18 protein-coding genes and 1 pseudogene are annotated in these 18752 nt (G+C 71.1%); 10 read left to right on the forward strand and 9 right to left on the reverse strand.

Features of this window, described 5'->3' with window-relative positions; genetic code table 11:
- Window positions 1–10: 10 nt before the first annotated feature.
- The 5 genes from GA0115233_RS12235 to GA0115233_RS12255 all read right to left on the reverse strand — a co-directional run bounded on the left by GA0115233_RS12235 (window position 11) and on the right by GA0115233_RS12255 (window position 2906).
- Window positions 11–658, reverse strand: a complete 648-nt coding sequence (locus GA0115233_RS12235) for a TetR/AcrR family transcriptional regulator (RefSeq protein WP_093720210.1) — start codon at window positions 656–658, stop codon at window positions 11–13.
- A complete protein-coding gene (locus tag GA0115233_RS12240; protein ID WP_093720211.1) occupies window positions 655–1335 on the reverse strand; it encodes a DUF4166 domain-containing protein in 681 nt (226 codons plus the stop codon). The genes GA0115233_RS12235 and GA0115233_RS12240 overlap by 4 nt, the downstream gene beginning before the upstream one ends.
- Entirely contained in the window at window positions 1332–2093 is a 762-nt protein-coding gene (locus tag GA0115233_RS12245) for a hypothetical protein (protein WP_093720212.1), read from the reverse strand. Before GA0115233_RS12245 ends, GA0115233_RS12240 begins: the two co-directional genes overlap by 4 nt.
- A gap of 169 nt (window positions 2094–2262) precedes the next feature.
- The gene (locus GA0115233_RS12250; protein WP_093720213.1) at window positions 2263–2562 is read right to left on the reverse strand and encodes an MTH1187 family thiamine-binding protein; all 300 of its coding nucleotides are present in this window, start codon (window positions 2560–2562) and stop codon (window positions 2263–2265) included.
- Window positions 2559–2906 carry a DUF3817 domain-containing protein gene (locus tag GA0115233_RS12255; RefSeq protein WP_093720214.1) on the reverse strand — a complete coding sequence of 116 codons (348 nt, stop codon included), beginning with the start codon at window positions 2904–2906 and terminating at the stop codon, window positions 2559–2561. Before GA0115233_RS12255 ends, GA0115233_RS12250 begins: the two co-directional genes overlap by 4 nt.
- 195 nt (window positions 2907–3101) lie before the next feature.
- Here GA0115233_RS12255 and GA0115233_RS12260 point away from each other — a divergent pair, with 195 nt between their 5' ends.
- The 4 genes from GA0115233_RS12260 to GA0115233_RS12275 all read left to right on the forward strand — a co-directional run bounded on the left by GA0115233_RS12260 (window position 3102) and on the right by GA0115233_RS12275 (window position 5749).
- Window positions 3102–3734, forward strand: coding sequence for an AIM24 family protein (locus GA0115233_RS12260; RefSeq protein ID WP_093720215.1), 633 nt, complete (start codon window positions 3102–3104; stop codon window positions 3732–3734).
- Between the two features lies 1 nt (window position 3735).
- Window positions 3736–4386 carry an AIM24 family protein gene (locus GA0115233_RS12265; RefSeq protein WP_093720216.1) on the forward strand — a complete coding sequence of 217 codons (651 nt, stop codon included), beginning with the start codon at window positions 3736–3738 and terminating at the stop codon, window positions 4384–4386.
- Window positions 4383–5177 (forward strand): AIM24 family protein, encoded by a 795-nt coding sequence (locus GA0115233_RS12270; RefSeq protein WP_093720217.1) that lies wholly within the window; start codon window positions 4383–4385, stop codon window positions 5175–5177. Before GA0115233_RS12265 ends, GA0115233_RS12270 begins: the two co-directional genes overlap by 4 nt.
- Before the next feature lie 95 nt (window positions 5178–5272).
- Window positions 5273–5749, forward strand: a complete 477-nt coding sequence (locus GA0115233_RS12275) for a MarR family winged helix-turn-helix transcriptional regulator (RefSeq protein ID WP_093720218.1) — start codon at window positions 5273–5275, stop codon at window positions 5747–5749.
- A 25-nt stretch (window positions 5750–5774) separates the two neighbouring features.
- On the opposite strand, the gene GA0115233_RS12280 is transcribed toward GA0115233_RS12275, so the two are convergent.
- Together GA0115233_RS12280 and GA0115233_RS12285 are read right to left on the reverse strand one after the other, a co-directional pair.
- On the reverse strand, window positions 5775–7205 hold the full coding sequence (locus GA0115233_RS12280) for a sensor histidine kinase (RefSeq protein WP_093720219.1): 1431 nt from the start codon (window positions 7203–7205) through the stop codon (window positions 5775–5777).
- A complete protein-coding gene (locus GA0115233_RS12285) occupies window positions 7202–7864 on the reverse strand; it encodes a response regulator transcription factor (protein WP_093720220.1) in 663 nt (220 codons plus the stop codon). The genes GA0115233_RS12280 and GA0115233_RS12285 overlap by 4 nt, the downstream gene beginning before the upstream one ends.
- A gap of 114 nt (window positions 7865–7978) precedes the next feature.
- On the opposite strand from GA0115233_RS12285, the gene GA0115233_RS12290 reads away from it, so the two are divergent.
- Entirely contained in the window at window positions 7979–8596 is a 618-nt protein-coding gene (locus GA0115233_RS12290) for a PepSY domain-containing protein (protein WP_093720221.1), read from the forward strand.
- Between the two features lie 306 nt (window positions 8597–8902).
- Here GA0115233_RS12290 and meaB read toward each other — a convergent pair whose 3' ends face one another.
- Both meaB and GA0115233_RS12300 read right to left on the reverse strand, forming a co-directional pair.
- Entirely contained in the window at window positions 8903–9859 is a 957-nt protein-coding gene (gene meaB, locus GA0115233_RS12295) for a methylmalonyl Co-A mutase-associated GTPase MeaB (RefSeq protein WP_093720222.1), read from the reverse strand.
- A 30-nt stretch (window positions 9860–9889) separates the two neighbouring features.
- Window positions 9890–11092 (reverse strand): acetyl-CoA C-acetyltransferase, encoded by a 1203-nt coding sequence (locus tag GA0115233_RS12300; protein WP_093720223.1) that lies wholly within the window; start codon window positions 11090–11092, stop codon window positions 9890–9892.
- Window positions 11093–11240: 148 nt separating this feature from the next.
- On the opposite strand from GA0115233_RS12300, the gene mce reads away from it, so the two are divergent.
- The 5 genes and pseudogenes from mce to GA0115233_RS12325 all read left to right on the forward strand — a co-directional run bounded on the left by mce (window position 11241) and on the right by GA0115233_RS12325 (window position 18697).
- Complete coding sequence (gene mce, locus GA0115233_RS12305) at window positions 11241–11681, forward strand: methylmalonyl-CoA epimerase (RefSeq protein WP_086563263.1); 441 nt, start codon at window positions 11241–11243, stop codon at window positions 11679–11681.
- A 211-nt stretch (window positions 11682–11892) separates the two neighbouring features.
- Window positions 11893–15741 (forward strand): polarized growth protein Scy, encoded by a 3849-nt coding sequence (gene scy / locus GA0115233_RS12310; protein ID WP_093720224.1) that lies wholly within the window; start codon window positions 11893–11895, stop codon window positions 15739–15741.
- A 183-nt stretch (window positions 15742–15924) separates the two neighbouring features.
- Entirely contained in the window at window positions 15925–16860 is a 936-nt protein-coding gene (locus tag GA0115233_RS12315; RefSeq protein WP_093720225.1) for a cellulose-binding protein, read from the forward strand.
- A gap of 99 nt (window positions 16861–16959) precedes the next feature.
- On the forward strand, window positions 16960–17922 hold the full coding sequence (locus tag GA0115233_RS12320; protein ID WP_093720226.1) for an ABC transporter ATP-binding protein: 963 nt from the start codon (window positions 16960–16962) through the stop codon (window positions 17920–17922).
- Window positions 17923–17925: 3 nt separating this feature from the next.
- Window positions 17926–18697: pseudogene (locus GA0115233_RS12325) on the forward strand (ABC transporter permease).
- The last annotated feature ends 55 nt before the right edge of the window (window positions 18698–18752 follow it).

Below are 18752 nucleotides of genomic sequence, written 5' to 3' on the forward strand. Positions count from 1 at the left end.
TGGCGGCCCGTCAGCGCCGAGTGCGCCTCAGGTGATGGCGCACCGCCCGCTGGGCCACGGGGCCGAGGTCGTCCAGCGCGGCCACCAGACGGCCGAGCTGTTCGAGGGCGTCGAGGGCCGCGCCGGCGCCCTGCGCGTCGACCCCTTCGTACAGTTCGATTCCGACGAAGGAGGCCGCCACCGCGCGGGCGAGACCGGGCGCGTCGACGAACTCGCCGAACGGGGCACCGGCCAGCACCCGGGTGAGGACCTGCTCGATCTCGGTGATCCACAGGTCGAGACCGGCGGCCGTGGCGGGGGCGAGGCCGGGATGGGTCTGGGCGCCGGCCAGGAGCTGGCCGAGCAGCGAGACATAGCCGGAGGCCTTCTCCTCCTCGTGGATCTCCCGGCCGAAGGCGAGCAGCTCGGTCAGCGAGGTGATGTCGGCGAAACGGTCCCGGTAGCGGGCGACGCGCTGTTCGGCGCCGTATCGGCAGGCCGCGGCGAGCAGGTCGGTCAGCGAGCCGAAGTGGTAGAAGACCAGCGCCTGGTTGACCCCGGCGGCGGAGGCGACCGCCCGTGCGGAGGTCTTGGCGATGCCCTGCTCGGTGAGCGTGCGCAGCGCGCCCTCAAGCAGCTTGGTCTTGGTCTCCAGCGACTTGGCCGTCTCCGCGCTCACGCCCGCGCCTCCTCACGCACCGGCCGCAGTCCGGGGCGCACCCCGCAGCGCCGGACGTCGGTGTACTCGGCCCGGAAGGAGCCCTCGTAGCCGAAGAGGGGCCCGAAGTACCGGTTCACCACCCGCACCTGGATACGGAACCGTCCCGCGGCGTCGTCGTAGGACTCCCGCACCTCGGCCGTGGCCCCGACCAGTTCGGGCACCCGCACATCCACCACACCCTCCCGGAACCGGTGCTCCCCGGACCGGATCAGCAGCGACCCGTCGGGCTCGGCCCGGAGGAACAGATCGGTGGCGAGGTGCTGATGGGTCCCGAGGTAGTCGAGAACCCGGTCGCCCCGGGGGCTCAGCACCATCTGGGCATCGAACCGCCGGGCCCTCCCGGGCAGATCAAAGGTACGCACAAAGCTCACCGTCTCACGCCCGAAGGAGTCGGCGTACGGCACGTTCTCGATCATGAACGGTACGCGGCGCCCTTCGCGGGGGACGAGGATGTTCCGCGTGCCCCCGAGGGCGAGGAAGGGCTTCACAAAGGCCCCGCCGTGCCAGACGCGGTCCATGACGCCCCGTCCGGTGCAGGCCTCACCGCTCGCGAGACCGACGGAGAAGCGGCGCTGCAGCTGGGGGTGGAGGCGGTGGAAGTCGGGGCCCATGGCGGTGCGGAAGATCGAGGTCATCGCGGGTTCTCCAGGGTGCGCATCAGGCGGGGCGCACGGGCGCCGGTCAGCGGCTGGCGCTGGCAGCGGCGGGCCGCCGGGGTCGTGGGCAGGGGGGACTTGAACAGGGCCACGCAGACCGCGGCCGCCAGCAGCAGGGGGCACAGGTAGGCCGCCGAGGCCGCGAAGGGTCCGAGCAGGCGGAGCACGGACTCCAGGCCCAGACCCGTACAGGCGAAGGTGATGACGAGAGCGCGGACGGTCAGCTCCACCAGCCAGTTGCGGCGGGCCCGTTCCGGGGTGATGCCCTGCTCCAGCCACAGGCGCAGACGGTCGAAGGACCAGGCGGTCGCCCAGCCCATGAGCGGGCGGAACAGCAGGCGGTCGGCGAGCGCGCCGAGGGCGCCCCAGCGGGGGCGGTAGTCGTAGCCGGTGAGGAAGCGGACGCCGTCGCCGTCGGGGATGTAGCGCCAGTAGCCGCTGCCCTCGGCGAGCAGCGAGAGGGGGTGCGGGGAGGAGAAGCGCAGGGCGGAGGTACGGGTTCCGTCGGGGCGTTCCTTCTCCCCCGCCGACACGCCCGTCCCGGCGACCGTGAGGAAGGGCAGTACGCGCGTGGCGTAGCGGAAGTGCTGCGGCTCGCCCTCCTCGCGCGGGAGGTAGTCGATCTCGGTGAAGCGCAGGTCCCAGCGCCGGTGCTCGGACGGCTCCTGGGTGCGGGCCCACAGGGTGTCGAGATCGGCGCGGATCCGCGCCTCGATGTACAGACCGGAACGGCCCATGCGATCCCCCAGGTCAACGTGTGTTTGAGCGAGTGCTCAAACCTCCTGACGCGGAAACGTACACGCTTTTGAGCGAGTGCTCAAGGCCGTTTTGAGCGGGCGCTCAAAACCATGGCGCGACAAAACCCCGGCCCGCGCGGGGCCGGGGTTCCGCGAAAAGGGGCGGTGGCTACTCGGCGGCCAGGTACCGCTCCACGGTCTCCACCTTGGAGGTCAGTCCGTCGGTCACACCGGGGCGGATGTCCGCCTTGAGCACGAGGGAGACGCGCGGGGCGCGGGCCTCCACGGCGGCGACGGCACGCTTGACGACGTCCATCACCTCGTCCCAGCTCTCACCCTCGATGGAGGTGAACATCGCGTCGGTGCGGTGCGGCAGACCGGACTCGCGCACCACCCGGACGGCGTCGGCGACGTACTCCCCCACGTCCTCGCCGACGCCGAGCGGCGTCACGGAGAAGGCGACGATCACGACGCCTTCACCACGCCCTCCTGGCGGGCGCGGGAGGCGATGACCGCGTCCTCGGCCTCGCGCCGCAGCCTGCGGTCGGCGAAGAAGCCGCCGGTGGGCAGGACGGAGAGGACGAAGTACAGCACGGCGGTCTTCAGCGGCCACTTCGCGCGGTTCCAGGCGTCCGCCCAGAAGACCACGTACAGCACGAACAGGAAGCCGTGGATGCCGCCCATCACGGGCACCGCGTTGAAGTCCGTGGTGCGCTTGAGCACCGAGCAGACCAGCAGCAGGAGGAAGGACACCGCCTCGGGAGTGGAGACGAGACGGAGGCGGCGTAGGGCGGTGGCGGTCTTGATGTCCACGGATCACCTTCGATGGGAGAGAGGTCGGAGTTTGTGAACGCGAGCACAAACGTTCGCCCATTGTGGCAAACCGGCGGGCGCCCTCCGGCCCGGGGGTCGCGGTGCGGCGTCCCTTAAGGGCCGGTTCCGGGTGGATCTCCGGTCTCGGGCCCTACCCTCGGGCCGTCGGCGGCGGCTACCGTCGCCTGCGTGGCGATGTTCCGACTTCAGGGCAGCAAGGTGCTCGCCGTCGAGATGACCGGGGACGCCGTGAAGGCGAAGAACGGCTCGATGGTGGCGTACGACGGACAGATGGCGTTCAAGAAGCTCAGCGGCGGCGGTGAGGGCATCCGGGGCATGGTGACCCGGCGCCTGACCGGCGAGCAGATGACGGTGATGGAGGTGAAGGGGCACGGGACCTGCTGGTTCGCGGACCGCGCGTCCGAGATCAACCTGGTCAACCTGCAAGGGGACAAGCTCTACGTCGAGTCCAGCAACCTGCTCGCGACCGACGCGGGCCTGCGGACGGGGACGACCTTCACCGGCGTGCGCGGCGCCTCGCAGGGCAACGGCCTGTTCACCACGACCGTCGAGGGGCACGGCCAGGCGGCGATCACCTCGGACGGGCCGGCGGTCGTGCTCCGGGTCAGCGCCCAGTACCCGCTGACCGTCGACCCCGGGGCGTACATCGCCCACCAGGGCAACCTGCGGCAGTCGTTCCAGTCGGGTGTGACCTTCCGCACGCTGATGGGCGAGGGCGGCGGCGAGGCCTTCCAGATCCGCTTCGAGGGCGACGGCCTGGTCTACGTACAGCCGAGCGAGCGCAACACGATCGCGGGGGACCTCTGACATGGCCTTGCGTGAGATCAACTCCAAGATGATCGAGGCGACCGTGCTGCCCGGGCAGCGGCTGTTCAGTCAGCGCGGCGCGATGCTCGCCTACAAGGGCGAGGTGTCCTTCACCCCGAACACGACCGGCGGCCAGGGCGGACTGATGTCCATGATCGGCCGCCGGGTCGCGGGCGAGGCGACCCCGCTGATGACCGTCGAGGGCAGCGGCACCGTCTTCTTCGGGCACGGCGGCCACCACGTCCAGGTGATCCAGCTGACCGGCGACACCCTCTACGTCGAGGCGGACCGTCTGCTGGCCTTCGAGGGCACCCTGGAGCAGGGCACGATGTTCCTGGGCTCCCAGGGCGGCGTGATGGGCATGGTGCGCGGCCAGGTCACCGGCCAGGGCCTGTTCACCACCACCCTCAAGGGGCACGGCGCGGTCGCCGTCATGGCGCACGGCGGCGTACTGGAGCTGCCGATCACCCCGCAGCGCCCGGTCCACGTCGACCCGCAGGCCTATGTCGCCCACCACGGCGACGTCCGCAACAAGCTGTCGACCGCGCTGGGCTGGCGGGACATGGTGGGCCGGGGTTCGGGCGAGGCGTTCCAGCTGGAGCTCAGCGGCAGCGGCGTGGTGTACGTCCAGGCATCGGAGGAGAAGCTGTGAGCCACTACCCGGGGGCGGGGCCCGTGATCCACGACCCGATGACCCTGCCGTCCGACGACAACGTCGACAGCTACACCTTCTGCGTGGAACTGAAGGGAAGCCAGTGGTTCCTCCAGAAGGGCAAGATGATCGCCTACTACGGCTCGATGGAGTTCAACGGGATCGGCCACGGACGGCTGGAGCGGCTCGTCCGTACGTCCTTCCATTCACCACTGCACGCGAGCGACTGGGTGGTCGCCGAGGGCTCGGGGAAGATGCTTCTCGCAGATCGGGCCTTCGATGTGAATTCCTACGACCTCGACGACGGCAACCTGACCATTCGCTCAGGCAACCTGCTCGCTTTTCAGCCAAGTCTGTCGCTCAAGCAATCGATCGTGCCGGGTTTCCTGACCCTCATCGGAACCGGGAAGTTCGTGGCCGCATCTAACGGTCCGGTGGTGTTCATGGAACCCCCGATCCGGGTGGATCCGCAGGCACTCGTCGGCTGGGCCGACTGCCCCTCCCCGTGTCATCACTACGACTACGGTTATATGACCGGCCTGATGGGCGGTCTACGTGCGATGACGGGCCTCGGCGGGGCCTCCGGGGAGGAGCACCAGTTCGAGTTCGTGGGAGCCGGAACGGTGCTCCTGCAGTCCTCGGAAGCCCTCATGGCCGAGCAGCCGACCGGGGGTGTCCCGCACCAGGCGGGAGTGCCCGGAAGTGGAGCCTCCACAGGTGGCTCACAGCAAGGTGGCGCACCGCGCCTTCCCGGACAGCTGGGAGACCTCCAGCGTCGCTTCGGGCTGTGAGCGGTAGTCTGCGGAGTGTGACGACTTCGAACGCGTGCGCAGTGTCACACCGCCCACACTAGTTCGCTTTTCAACATTTTAGGTAGACTTCATTTATGGAGACCGAGACGGCCACGCGCTGGCTGACCGATGCGGAGCAGTGCGCCTGGCGCACCCACCTGGAGGTCAACAGGCTGTTGACGTACCAGCTCGAAAGGGACCTCCAGCCGTTCGGCCTGACCATGAACGACTACGAGATCCTGGTGAACCTCTCCGAGTCGGACGACGTGCGGATGCGGATGAGTGATCTCGCCTCCGCCACCTTGCAGTCCAAGAGCCGCCTCTCCCACCAGATCACCCGGATGGAGAACGCGAACCTGGTCCGTCGCGAGAACTGCGAGTCGGACCGCCGCGGCCTCTATGCCGTCCTCACCGAGCACGGCATGGAGACGATGAAGAAGGTCGCCCCGCACCATGTGGCCTCGGTGCGCCGGCACTTCATCGACCTGCTGTCGCCGGAGGCGCTGGTGGAGCTGGACAAGGCGCTCAAGCCCATCGCGGAGCACCTGCGCGGGCAGCGCGGGCGCCCCTGACCCTTTCTCCGGGTCCTCCCGCCCCTCAGACGGTCGGCAGACGGAGTTCGAACAGGGCTCCGCCCGCCGGACCGTCGCCCACGGTGAGGCTGCCGCCGTGCCGTTCGGCGACATCCCGGGCGATGGCCAGGCCCAGCCCGGCACCGCCGTCGTCCCGGCTGCGGGCCTCGTCCAGCCGTACGAACCGCTCGAAGATCCGCTCCCGGTCCGCCACGGGCACCCCGTCCCCGTCGTCGGAGACCTGGAGGACGGCCGAGCCCCCCTCCCGCCGGGTCGTCACCACGACGGCCGAGCGGGCGTGCCGGGCCGCGTTGTCCAGCAGATTGGCGAGCACTCTCGCCAACTGCCCCCGCGATCCGGCCACTTCCAGCGGCCCGTCCATGTCCACGCGCACCCCGGCCCGCCCCGCGGCCTCCTCCGCCGCGAGCGCCGCCAGGTCCACCCGCCCGTCGGCGGGCCGCTCCCCCGCGTCCAGCCGGGCGAGCAGCAGCAGGTCGGCGGCCAGGTGCTGGAGCCGTACGGTGTCCTCCACCGCCCCGTCCAGGTCCAGCAGCTCGGGGTGGGCGGCGGCCACTTCCAGCTGGGTGCGCAGGGAGGCGATCGGGCTGCGCAGCTCGTGGGAGGCGTCGGCGACGAAGCGCCGCTGACGTTCCACCGAGGACTCCAGCGCCGCCAGCGTCTCATTGGTCGTACGGGCCAGCCGGGCCACCTCGTCGTGAGTGGCGGGCTCGGGGACCCGCCGGGTGAGGTCCTCGGAGGCGGTGATCTCCGCCATCTCGCGCCGGATGCCCTCCACCGGGCGCAGCGCGCGCCGGGTGACCAGCCAGGTCACCCCCGCGACGACCCCGATCAGCAGGGGGAAGCCGACCAGCATGGCGGTGGTCGCGCTGTCCACCGCGCTCTGCTCGGCGTCCAGTGAGCCTCCGGCGATGACGGTGAACCGGCCCCGTTCGTCGGCGTCGACCTCCACCGCGGCGAACCGGTAGTCCTCGGTGTGGCCGTCGACGGTGGCGGAGCCTTCGGTGAAGTCGGTTTCCCTGCCGATCTCCCCCGGCTCCAGGGACGCCTCGTCGTCCCGGTCGTCGTCATCGTCGCGGTCGTCGCCGCCGTGGCCGTCGGTGCGGCCGGGGCTGGGCGCCGGCCGGGGCGTGACGGCGTTTGTCCCGGTACCGCTGATCCGCTCCAGCCCCTCGCTGGCCGCGACCAGCGTCCCGTCCTTGTCGACGACCTGGACCGGCGTCTCGTCGTCCAGGTCCAGATCGCCGTACGCCCGTCCGCCGGCGAGTTCGGCGGCGACGGTCCGCGCCACGCGCTCCGCCTCGGTCCCCGCCTGCTCGACGAGGTTGGACCGCAGCGACAGCAGGACGGCCGCGCCCGCCGCCAGCAGGGCCACCGCGACGACGAGCGTGGCGCCCAGCGCCGCCCGCGCCCGTACCGAGCCGAACAGGCGTCTCATCGGCCCGCCTCCAGCCGGTATCCGGCGCCCCGGACGGTACGGATGAGGCCGGGGCGGAGCTTGCGGCGCAGGGCGCTGATGTAGACCTCGACGATGTTGGGGTCGCCGTCGTAGGCGAAGTCCCAGACGTGCTCCAGGATCCGCGCCTTGGAGACGACCTCGCCGGGCCGGGTGACGAGCTGCTCCAGTACGGCGAACTCCTTGGCGGTGAGCGCGACCTCGTCCTCACCGAGGTGGACGCGGCGGGCGGCGGTGTCGACCTTCAGGTCCCCGTGCACCAGCACCGGGGAGGGACCGGGACCGCGCCGCCGGAGCAGCGCCTTCACCCGCGCCACCAGGACCACGTACGAGAACGGCTTGGTCAGGTAGTCGTCGGCGCCGGTGTCCAGCCCCTCGGCCTCGTCGTACTCGCCGTCCTTCGCGGTGAGCATCAGGATCGGCACGTCGTGGCCGGCGGCGCGCAGGGCGGCGCAGACGCGGTAGCCGTTCATGCCCGGCAGCATGATGTCCAGGACCACCAGGTCGTACGGCGTCTCGGTGGCCCGGTGCAGTCCTTCGAGGCCGTCGTGCACGACGTCCACGGCGTATCCCTCGGCCGTCAGTCCCTTGGCGAGCGACAGGGCCAGCCGCTTCTCGTCCTCCACGATCAACAGGCGCATGCGTACAGCGTCGCAAAGCGAACCTGAAGACTCCTTCAGGGTCCTTCAGGTTCTCCTCAGCGTCGGCGGGTGACAGTTGTTCACGTCGAACCGAACGACTCGGGAGGAACCACCATGAAGCGCAACATCGTCATCGCCACCGTCGCCGCCGCGGCACTCATCGGAGGCGGTGCCTTCGCGGCCTCCGCCTCCGGTGACGACGACAGCGCGCCGGTGCGGGGGAAGACGAACGTGCAGACGGTCGCGGACGACCGGGACGACTTCCGGGACGACAACAGGCGGGACGACGACCGGGACGACGACAGCCGGGACGACACCCCCCGTGCCGCTACGGCGGACGTCACGGCCGCGGATGCCGTGGCGGCGGCCCTGAAGCACACGTCCGGTACGGCGGTCTCCGTCGACCTGGAGGACGACGGCGCCGACCACTGGGAGGTGGAGGTGGTGAAGTCGGACGGCACCGAGTACACCGTCCGGGTGGCGCCGGACACCGGCAAGGCCCTCGGCGCCCAGCGCGACGACGACAGCGACGGGCGCGACGAACTGGCCGCGCTGCGGGGGACCACGGTGACGGCCGAGGAGGCGGCGCGCGCGGCCGCCGCCAAGGGCACGGTGGTCGAGGTCGACCTCGACGACGACGGGCCGGCGGTGTGGTCGGTGGAGACGACGCAGGGCGAGTGGACGGTGGACGCGAAGACGTCGACGGTGACGCAGGAGCGGGACGACGACTGACCTGGAGATCGCCCCCGCCGCCCCTGCCCATTCCCGTCCTCCAGGGGGCTCTGCCCCCTGGACCCCCGCTCCTCAAACGCCGGAGGGGCTGATTTCAGCCCGTCCGGCGTTTGAGGACGAGGCCCGTCCAGGGCCGATAGGGGGTCTGGGGGCGGAGCCCCCAAGTACGGGTAAGGGGCAGGGGCTGATTTCAGCCCGTCCGGCGTTTGGGGACGAGGCCCGTCCAGGGCCGAAGCGGGGGTCTGGGGGCGGAGCCCCCAGGTACGGGACGGGTAGGGGCGGCGGGGGCGAAAAAGGGAACACACCCTACGACCGCGTCAGGCCCTCCACCAGTTCGTCCGCCGCGCGGTACGGGTCCAGTTCGCCCGCCACGATCCGCTCCGCCAGCGCACTGAGGCGACGATCCCCGTGCAGGTCCCCGATCCGCTCCCGCAGCGCGGTCACCGCGATCGTCTCGACCTCCCGCGCCGCCCGCGCCCGACGCCGCTCGGCGAGCACCCCCCGCTCCTCCATCCACGCCCGGTGCTTCTCCAGCGCCTCCACGACCTCGTCGACGCCCTCCGACCGCGCCGCGACCGTCTTCACGATCGGCGGCCGCCAGTCCCCCGGCCCCCGGGACTCCCCCAGCCCGAGCATGTGGTTCAGCTCGCGCGCGGTCGCGTCGGCCCCGTCCCGGTCGGCCTTGTTGACGACGTACACGTCCCCGATCTCCAGGATCCCGGCCTTGGCCGCCTGGATCCCGTCCCCCATCCCGGGGGCGAGCAGCACCACGGACGTGTCCGCCTGCGAGGCGATCTCCACCTCCGACTGCCCGACGCCCACCGTCTCGACGAGGATCACGTCGCACCCGGCCGCGTCCAGCACCCGGATCGCCTGCGGCGCCGCCCACGCCAGCCCCCCGAGATGCCCCCGGGTCGCCATCGAGCGGATGTAGACACCGGGGTCGGAGGCGTGGTCCGACATCCGCACCCGGTCACCGAGCAGCGCGCCGCCGGAGAACGGCGAGGAGGGGTCCACGGCCAGCACACCCACCCGTTTGCCCTGTTTGCGGTACGCGGTGACCAGGGCGGACGTGGAGGTCGACTTGCCCACCCCCGGCGAGCCCGTCAGACCCACCACATACGCCCCGCCGGTCAGCGGCGCGAGCGCCGTCATGACCTCCCTGAGCTGCGGGGACGCCCCCTCCACCAGGGAGATCAGCCGGGCCACGGCCCGGGGCCTGCCCTCCCTGGCCTGGGCCACCAGCGTGGAGACGTCCTGCATCACAGCTCCGTTCACTCAAGGAAAGACAGTTCAGGCCTTGGGGACCCGCACGATCAGCGCGTCACCCTGACCGCCGCCACCGCACAGCGCGGCCGCGCCGACCCCGCCGCCCCGCCGCTTCAGCTCCAGCGCCAGGTGCAGCACGAGCCGGGCGCCGGACATGCCGATGGGGTGGCCCAGCGCGATGGCACCGCCGTTGACGTTCACCTTTTCCGTGGACACCCCGAGGTCCTTCATTGACTGGACCGCGACGGCCGCGAACGCCTCGTTGATCTCGATCAGGTCGAGGTCGGAAGCCTCCAGGCCCTCCTTCTTCAGGGCGTGCAGGATGGCGTTCGACGGCTGGGACTGCAGCGAGTTGTCCGGGCCCGCCACATTGCCGTGGGCGCCGATCTCGGCGATCCACTCCAGGCCCAGCTCCTGCGCCTTGGCCTTGCTCATCACCACGACCGCCGCGGCGCCGTCGGAGATCTGCGAGGAGGTGCCGGCCGTGATCGTGCCGTCCTTGGCGAACGCCGGGCGCAGCTTGCCCAGCGACTCCACCGTGGTCTCCGCGCGGATGCCCTCGTCCTTGCTGAACAGGATCGGGTCGCCCTTGCGCTGCGGGATCTCGACCGGGGTGATCTCGGCCTCGAAGACGCCGTTCTTCTGCGCGGCGGCGGCCCGCTGGTGGGAGAGCGCGGCGATCTCGTCCTGCTCCGGACGGGCGATGCCCAGGCGCGTGTTGTGCTTCTCGGTGGACTCGCCCATGGCGATGCCCTCGAAGGAGTCGGTGAGGCCGTCGTGGGCCATCGCGTCGAGCATCTCGATCGCACCGTACTTGAAGCCCTCACGGGACTTCGGCAGCAGGTGGGGCGCGTTGGTCATGGACTCCTGACCACCGGCGACGATCACGTCGAACTCGCCGGCGCGGATCAGCTGGTCGGCCAGCGCGATGGCGTCGAGGCCCGACAGACAGACCTTGTTGATGGTCAGCGCGGGGACGTTCATCGGGATGCCGGCCTTGACCGCGGCCTGACGGGCCGGGATCTGACCGGCGCCGGCCTGGAGGACCTGCCCCATGATCACGTACTGCACCTGGTCGCCCCCGATCCCCGCACGGTCGAGGGCGGCCTTGATCGCGAAGCCGCCGAGGTCGGCTCCGGAGAAGGACTTCAGCGAGCCCAGCAACCGTCCCATGGGCGTACGGGCGCCCGCGACGATCACCGAGGTAGTGCCGTTCGTTCCAGACATGAGGTGCGATCCCCTTCCAGCTTGCACAGCCGAGGAGTGAACGAGGGTTTACTTCGAATGTACTGAGTGGCACTCCGTGCCGTCACCGGGCAGTCGGTGTGATCGCTGGCACGTTGCGTTACCACCGCGGGAGCGCTGCACTGAATCCATGCTGACGCGAATCGACCACATCGGGATCGCCTGCTTCGACCTCGACAAGACCGTCGAGTTCTACCGGGCCACCTACGGCTTCGAGGTGTTCCACTCCGAGGTCAACGAAGAGCAGGGGGTCCGTGAGGCCATGCTCAAGATCAACGATACGTCCGACGGCGGGGCGTCGTACCTGCAGCTCCTGGAGCCGACCCGGGAGGACTCCACCGTCGCCAAGTGGCTCGCCAAGAACGGCGAGGGCGTCCACCACATCGCCTTCGGCACCGCCGACGTCGACGCGGACGCCGCCGACATCAAGGACAAGGGCGTGCGGGTCCTGTACGAAGAGCCGCGACGCGGCTCCATGGGGTCACGGATCACCTTCCTGCACCCCAAGGATTGCCACGGCGTACTCACAGAACTGGTCACTTCGGCGCCCGTTGAGTCACCTGAGCACTGACCCTCGTACATATGGGCCGGTAGGGTTGGGGTCGGTCGTCGCCTCTTCGGCGTTCGATCGCGGGCCGGGGTCCAGGTTTCGGGGGACGAGCGTCGGGGCAGCAGCCCATGCTCCGTCGTTGATCTGACACCATTCCCCGGGGGCCCCGTTCGGCGGATGGACGGAGCTCGTATGGAGAGACTTGCGACCAGGGGACGGATGGGACCGCGCAGTGCGGGGCTACGAACGCCAGGAGCGAGAGCCGGCGGCTGACGTCGACCACCTCTCTCGGTTCGAGGCCGAGATGGATCGGCTGAAGACCGAGCGGGAAAAGGCGATCCAGCACGCCGAGGACCTCGGCTACCAGGTCGAGGTGCTGCGCGCCAAGCTGCACGAGGCGCGGCGCACCATCATGTCCCGTCCCGATTTCGGCGGCGGTGACATCGGCTACCAGGCCGAGCAGCTGCTGCGGAACGCCCAGATGCAGGCCGACCAGCTGCGCCAGGACGCCGAGCGCGAGCTGAGCCAGGCCCGGGCGCAGACCCAGCGCATCCTCCAGGAGCACGCCGAGCAGGCCGCGCGCCTCCAGGCGGAGCTGCACCAGGAGGCGGTCACCCGCCGCCAGCAGCTCGACCAGGAGCTCGCCGAGCGCCGCCAGACCGTCGAGTCGCACGTCAACGAGAACGTCGCCTGGGCCGAGCAGCTGCGCGCCCGCAGCGAGTCCCAGGCCCGCCGTCTGCTGGAGGAGTCCCGCGCCGAGGCCGAGCAGGCCATGGCGGCGGCCCGCGCGGAGGCCGAGCGGCTCACCACCGAGGCCCGCCAGCGCCTGCAGAGCGAGGCGGAGGCGGCCCGCGCGGAGGCCGAGCAGTTGCTGCGCCGCGCCCGCGCGGACGCCGAGCGACTGCTGAACGCCGCCTCCACCCAGGCCCAGGAGGCCACCGACCACGCCGAGCAGCTGCGCAACTCCACCGTCAGCGAGTCGGACGCGGCCCGCCGCCAGGCCAGTGAGCTCAGCCGCGCCGCCGAGCAGCGGATGACGGAGGCCGAGGAGGCGCTGCGCAAGGCGCAGTCGGAGGCGGAGAAGGTCCTCGCCGAGGCCAAGGAGGCAGCGGCCAAGGCGCTCAGCAGCACCGAGTCCGCCAATGAGCAGCGCACCCGTACCGCCAAGGAGCAGGTCGCCCGGCTGGTCAGCGAGGCCACCAAGGAGGCCGAGGCCACCAAGGCGGAGGCCGAGCAGATCGTCGCGGACGCCCGCGCGGAGGCCGAGAAGGTCCTGGCGGAGGCCGCCGAGAAGGCCCGTACGCTCACCGCCGAGGAGAGCGCGACCCAGCTGTCGAAGGCGGCCAAGACCGCCGAGGACGTCCTGAACAAGGCGCAGGAGGACGCGCAGAAGACCACCAAGGCCGCCGCCGAGGAGGCCGAGCGGATCCGCCGCGAGGCGGAGGCCGAGGCGGACCGGCTGCGCGCCGAGGCGCACGACATCGCCGAGCAGCTCAAGGGCGCCGCGAAGGACGACACCAAGGAGTACCGGGCCAAGACGGTCGAGCTCCAGGAGGAGGCGCGGCGGCTGCGCGGCGAGGCCGAGCAGTTGCGCGCCGACGCGGTCGCCGAGGGCGAGAAGATCCGCGCGGAGGCCCGCAAGGAGGCCGTCCAGCAGATCGAGGAGGCGGCCAAGACCGCCGAGGAGCTGCTGTCCAAGGCCAAGGCGGACGCCGACGAACTGCGCCAGACCGCCACCACCGACAGCGAGAAGGTCCGCACCGAGGCCATCGAGCGCGCCACCACGCTGCGCCGGCAGGCCGAGGAAGTCCTGGAGCGCACCCGCAAGGAGGCCGAGCGCAACCGCGAGGAGGCGGTCGAGCAGGCCGAGGGCATCCGGGCGGAGGCCGAGCGGGCCGCGCGCGAGCTGCGCGAGGAGACCGAGCAGGCCATAGAGGCCCGCCGGGTGGAGGCCGCCGAGGAACTGACCCGGCTCCAGTCGGAGGCCGAGCAGCGGCTGACGGCCGCCGAGCAGGCGCTGACCGAGGCCCGGGAGGAGGCCGCGCGGATCCGCCGCGAGGCCGCCGAGGAGACCGAGCGGCTGCGCTCGGAGTCCGCGGACCGCATCCGCACCCTGCTCCAGCAGGCCGAGGAGGAGGCGGAGCGGCTGCGCAACGAGGCCGCCTCGGACGCCTCCGCCTCCCGCGCGGAGGGCGAGGCCGTCGCCGTACGCCTGCGTTCGGAGGCCGCGGCCGAGGCGGAGCGGCTGAAGTCGGAGGCGCAGGACAGCGCCGACCGGGTACGGGCCGAGGCGCAGGCCGCCGCCGAGCGGCTGGCGACCGAGGCGTCCGAGACGCTGGCCGCCGCCCAGGAGGAGGCCGTCAGGCGCCGCCGTGAGGCCGAGGAGACGCTCGGTTCCGCGCGCCAGGAGGCCGACCAGGAGCGCGAGCGGGCCCGCGAGCAGAGCGAGGAGCTGCTGGCCTCCGCCCGCAACCGGGTGGAGGAGGCGCAGGCCGAGGCGGTCCGGCTGGTCGAGGAGGCCGACCGGCGCGCCACCGAGATGGTCTCCGCCGCCGAGCAGCACGCCCAGCAGGTGCGCGACTCGGTGGCCGGGCTGCACGAGCAGGCCCAGGACGAGATCCAGGGGCTGCGCAGCGCCGCCGAGCACGTCGCCGAGCGCACCCGGCGGGAGGCCGAGGAGGAGGCGGACCGGGTCCGCGCCGACGCCTACGCCGAGCGGGAGCGGGCCTCTCAGGACGCGGGCCGGATCCGGCGCGAGGCGTCCGAGGAGTCGGAGGCCGCCAAGGCGCTGGCCGAGCGCACCGTGTCGGAGGCGATCGCGGAGGCGGACCGGCTGCGTTCGGACGCCGCCGAGCACGCCCAGCGGGTCCGTACCGAGGCCTCGGACGCCCTCGCCGAGGCCGACCAGGCGGCGGCGCGCACCCGGGCCGACGCCCGCGAGGACGCCAACCGCATCCGCTCGGACGCGGCGGCGCAGGCCGACACCCTGATCACCGAGGCGCGCAAGGAGGCCGAGCGGCTCACCACCGAGACGGCCGAGGAGGCCGAGCGGGTCCGTGCCGAGGCGGTCGCCAACGCCGAGCGGCTGCTCTCGGAGGCCACCGGGGACGCGGAGCGGCTGCGCGCCGACGCCGCCGAGACGGTGGGTTCCGCGCAGCAGCACGCGGAGCGGGTCCGCACCGAGTCGGAGCGGGTGAGGGCGGAGGCGCTGGCGGAGGCCGAGCGGGTCACCGCCGCCGCCCGCGAGGAGGCCGAGCGGCTGCTGGACGAGGCCCGCAAGGACGCCAACAAGCGGCGTTCGGAGGCCGCGGAGCAGGTCGACAAGCTCATCACGGAGACCACCGCCGAGGCCGACAAGCTGCTCACCGAGGCGCAGACGCAGGCGCTGAAGACGACCGCGGACGCCGAGGGCCAGGCCGACACCATGGTGGGCGCCGCCCGCAAGGAGGCCGAGCGGCTGGTCGCGGAGGCGACGGTCGAGGGCAACTCGCTGGTGGAGAAGGCGCGTACGGACGCCGACGAGCTGCTGGTCGGGGCGCGCCGGGACGCCACCGCCATAAGGGAGCGCGCGGAGGAGCTGCGCGACCGCATCACCAGCGAGATCGAGGAGCTGCACGAGCGGGCCCGGCGCGAGGCCGCGGAGACCATGAAGTCGACCGGCGACCGCTGCGACGCGCTCATCAAGGCCGCCGAGGAGCAGCTGGCCAAGGCCCAGGCGAAGGCGAAGGAGCTGGTCTCGGAGGCCAACTCCGAGGCGGGCAAGGTCCGGATCGCCGCGGTGAAGAAGGCCGAGGGCCTGCTGAAGGAGGCCGAGCAGAAGAAGGCCTCGCTCATCAAGGAGGCCGAGGAGCTGCGCGCCGAGGCGATCCGCGAGGCGAAGCGGACGGTCGAGGAGGGCAAGCGCGAGCTGGAGGTGCTGGTGCGCCGCCGGGAGGACATCAACGCCGAGATCTCCCGGGTCCAGGACGTGCTGGAGGCGCTGGAGTCCTTCGAGGCGCCGGGCGGCGGCAAGGACGGCGGCGTCAAGGCCGGTGCGACGGTCGGCGCCCCTCGATCGGGTGGCAAGTCGTCGGAGAGCTAGCCAAGCGATGCGATTCGGGTGTCGGCTGGGGCCTTTGACCTACTTTTTGGCAAGCCGTCCGACGGTTAGCCACTCAAAAGGGGTGTCATTCTCCAGATCAAACACGTATCCGCTCGATGACACACCGCTTCGGCCCCTAGGATTCCACCTATCACCTCACCGGTCTCATTCGACAGGAACCCCATGAGCGACACTTCCCCCTACGGCTTCGAGCTTGTGCGGCGTGGATACGACCGCGCTCAGGTGGACGAACGAATCTCCAAGCTCGTCTCCGACCGTGACAGCGCTCTCGCCCGCATCACCGCTCTGGAAAAGCGCATCGAGGAACTCCACCTCGAAACGCAGAACGCCCAGGCCCAGGTGACCGACGCCGAACCGTCGTACGCCGGGCTCGGCGCCCGCGTCGAGAAGATCCTGCGTCTCGCCGAGGAAGAGGCCAAGGATCTGCGCGAAGAGGCCCGGCGCGCCGCGGAGCAGCACCGCGAGCTGGCGGAGTCGGCGGCCCAGCAGGTCCGCAACGACGCGGAATCGTTCGCGGCGGAACGCAAGGCCAAGGCCGAGGACGAGGGCGTCCGGATCGTCGAGAAGGCCAAGAGCGACGCCGCCCAGCTGCGCGCCGAGGCGCAGAAGGACGCGCAGTCCAAGCGCGAGGAGGCGGACGCCCTCTTCGAGGAGACCCGCGCCAAGGCCGCCCAGGCCGCCGCCGACTTCGAGACCAACCTCGCCAAGCGCCGCGAGCAGTCCGAGCGCGACCTGGCCTCGCGTCAGCAGAAGGCCGAGAAGCGTCTCGCGGAGATCGAGCACCGCGCCGAGCAGCTCCGCCTGGAGGCGGAGAAGCTGCGCACGGACGCCGAGCGCCGCGCCCGCCAGACGGTCGAGACCGCCCAGCGCCAGGCCGAGGACATCGTGGCCGACGCCAACGCCAAGGCCGACCGCATCCGTTCGGAATCCGAGCGTGAGCTGGCCGCGCTGACCAACCGCCGCGACTCGATCAACGCCCAGCTGACGAACGTGCGCGAGATGCTGGCGACCCTCACCGGTGCCGCGGTGGCCGCGGCCGGCACCCCGGCCGAGGACGAGCCGATCTCCCGTGGGGTTCCCGCGCAGCAGACCCGGTAACAGCGGTCCGGCGCACGGTCGCCCACCACTGTCGCTAACGGGACGAAGCCCCCTGTCACTCCGGTGGCAGGGGGCTTTGTCCCGTTTTAGCGTGTGCGCATGATCGAACTCGCGGGGCTGACCAAGCGGTACGGCGACAAGGTGGCGGTCAACAACCTCACCTTCACCGTCCGGCCCGGAATTGTCACCGGGTTCCTCGGCCCCAACGGCGCGGGCAAGTCCACCACGATGCGCATGATGCTCGGTCTGGACCGTCCGACGGCCGGTGACGTCCGTATCGACGGCAGGCACTACGACCAGTTGCGGGACCCGCTGAAGTACATCGGGGCGCTGCTGGACGCGAAGGCCGTGCACGGCGGGCGCAGCGCCTTCAACCATCTGCTGTGCCTCGCGCAGAGCAACGGCATCCCGCGGGCGCGGGTGCACGAGGTGCTGGACACGGTGGGCCTGACGGCGGTGGCCCGGAAGAAGGCCAAGGGTTTCTCCCTCGGCATGGGTCAGCGGCTCGGTATCGCGGGGGCGCTGCTGGGCGATCCGCAGATCCTGATGTTCGACGAGCCGGTCAACGGGCTCGACCCGGAGGGCATCCACTGGATCCGCAATCTGATGAAATCGCTGGCCGCGCAGGGCCGTACGGTCTTCGTCTCCTCGCACCTGATGAGCGAGATGGCGCTGACCGCCGACCATCTCGTCGTCATCGGCCAGGGACGGCTGCTCGCCGACACCTCCATGGCCGACTTCATCGCGCAGAACTCGCGCTCCTACGTCCGTATCCGCACCCCGCAGGAGGACCGGCTGGCCGAGGTGCTGCGGCAGAACGGGATGACGGTCGTGCACAACGGGAGCGGAACGCTGGAGGTGGACGGCGGGAAGTCGGAGCGGATCGGGGAGCTGGCCGCGCGGCACGAGGTCGTCCTGCACGAGCTGAGCCCGCAGCAGGCGTCCCTGGAGGAGGCGTTCATGCAGCTGACGGCGGAGTCGGTGGAGTACCACGCGCATTCCGAGGCACCGCCCGAACAGCCGCCGCAGGGGTGGGGACAGAGCTGGCGGAAGGAGGGCTGAGCGATGGCGACGACCCAGGTCCTGCGCTCGGAGTGGACCAAGATCCGGTCGGTGGCGTCGACGGTGTGGACGCTGTCGCTCGCCGTGGTGGTCACCGTGGCCCTCGGCGTGCTGATCTCGCTGCTGTCCAGGCACGAGTACGACAACCTCGACCGCGACGACCGGCTCTCCTTCGACCCGACCTTCATCAGCTTCGCCGGGATGAGCCTGGGGCAGCTGGCGATGATCGTGTTCGGGGTGCTGGTGGTGTCGAACGAGTACAGCACCGGCATGATCCGCACCTCGCTGGCCGCGGTGCCGCAGCGCGCCACCTTCCTGGGCGGCAAGATCGCGGTGGCGACCGGACTCGCCCTGCTGGTCGGCCTCGTCACCAGCTTCATCGCCTTCTTCCTGGGGCAGGCGATGCTCGGCGAGTACAAGGCACACCTCGGTGACGAGGGAGTGCTCAGGGCGGTCATCGGCGGCGGGCTCTACATGGCGCTGATCGCGCTGCTCTCCATGGGCGTCGCCGCGATGCTGCGCTCGCCGATGCTGTCGCTGGGCATCCTGATGCCGTTCCTCTTCCTGGTCTCCCCCCATCCTCGGCAACGTCCCCGCCACCAAGAAGGTCGGCCGCTATCTGCCCGACCAGGCCGGCAGCAAGATCATGCAGGTGGTCACCCCGGTGGACAACGACACCCCCTACGGCCCCTGGGGCGGGCTCGGGATCATGGTGCTGTGGGTGATTGCCGCCCTGGTGGGCGGTTTCGTCCTGCTGAAGAAGCGGGACGCGTGAGCGCCGCGGATTTTGCCCGCTCATGAAGGAAACCGTCAGCGCCCGGATATCCTCC

Origin of the sequence: Streptomyces sp. DI166 (assembly GCF_900091315.1) — a bacterium.
Taxonomy (GTDB): domain Bacteria; phylum Actinomycetota; class Actinomycetes; order Streptomycetales; family Streptomycetaceae; genus Streptomyces; species Streptomyces fuscus.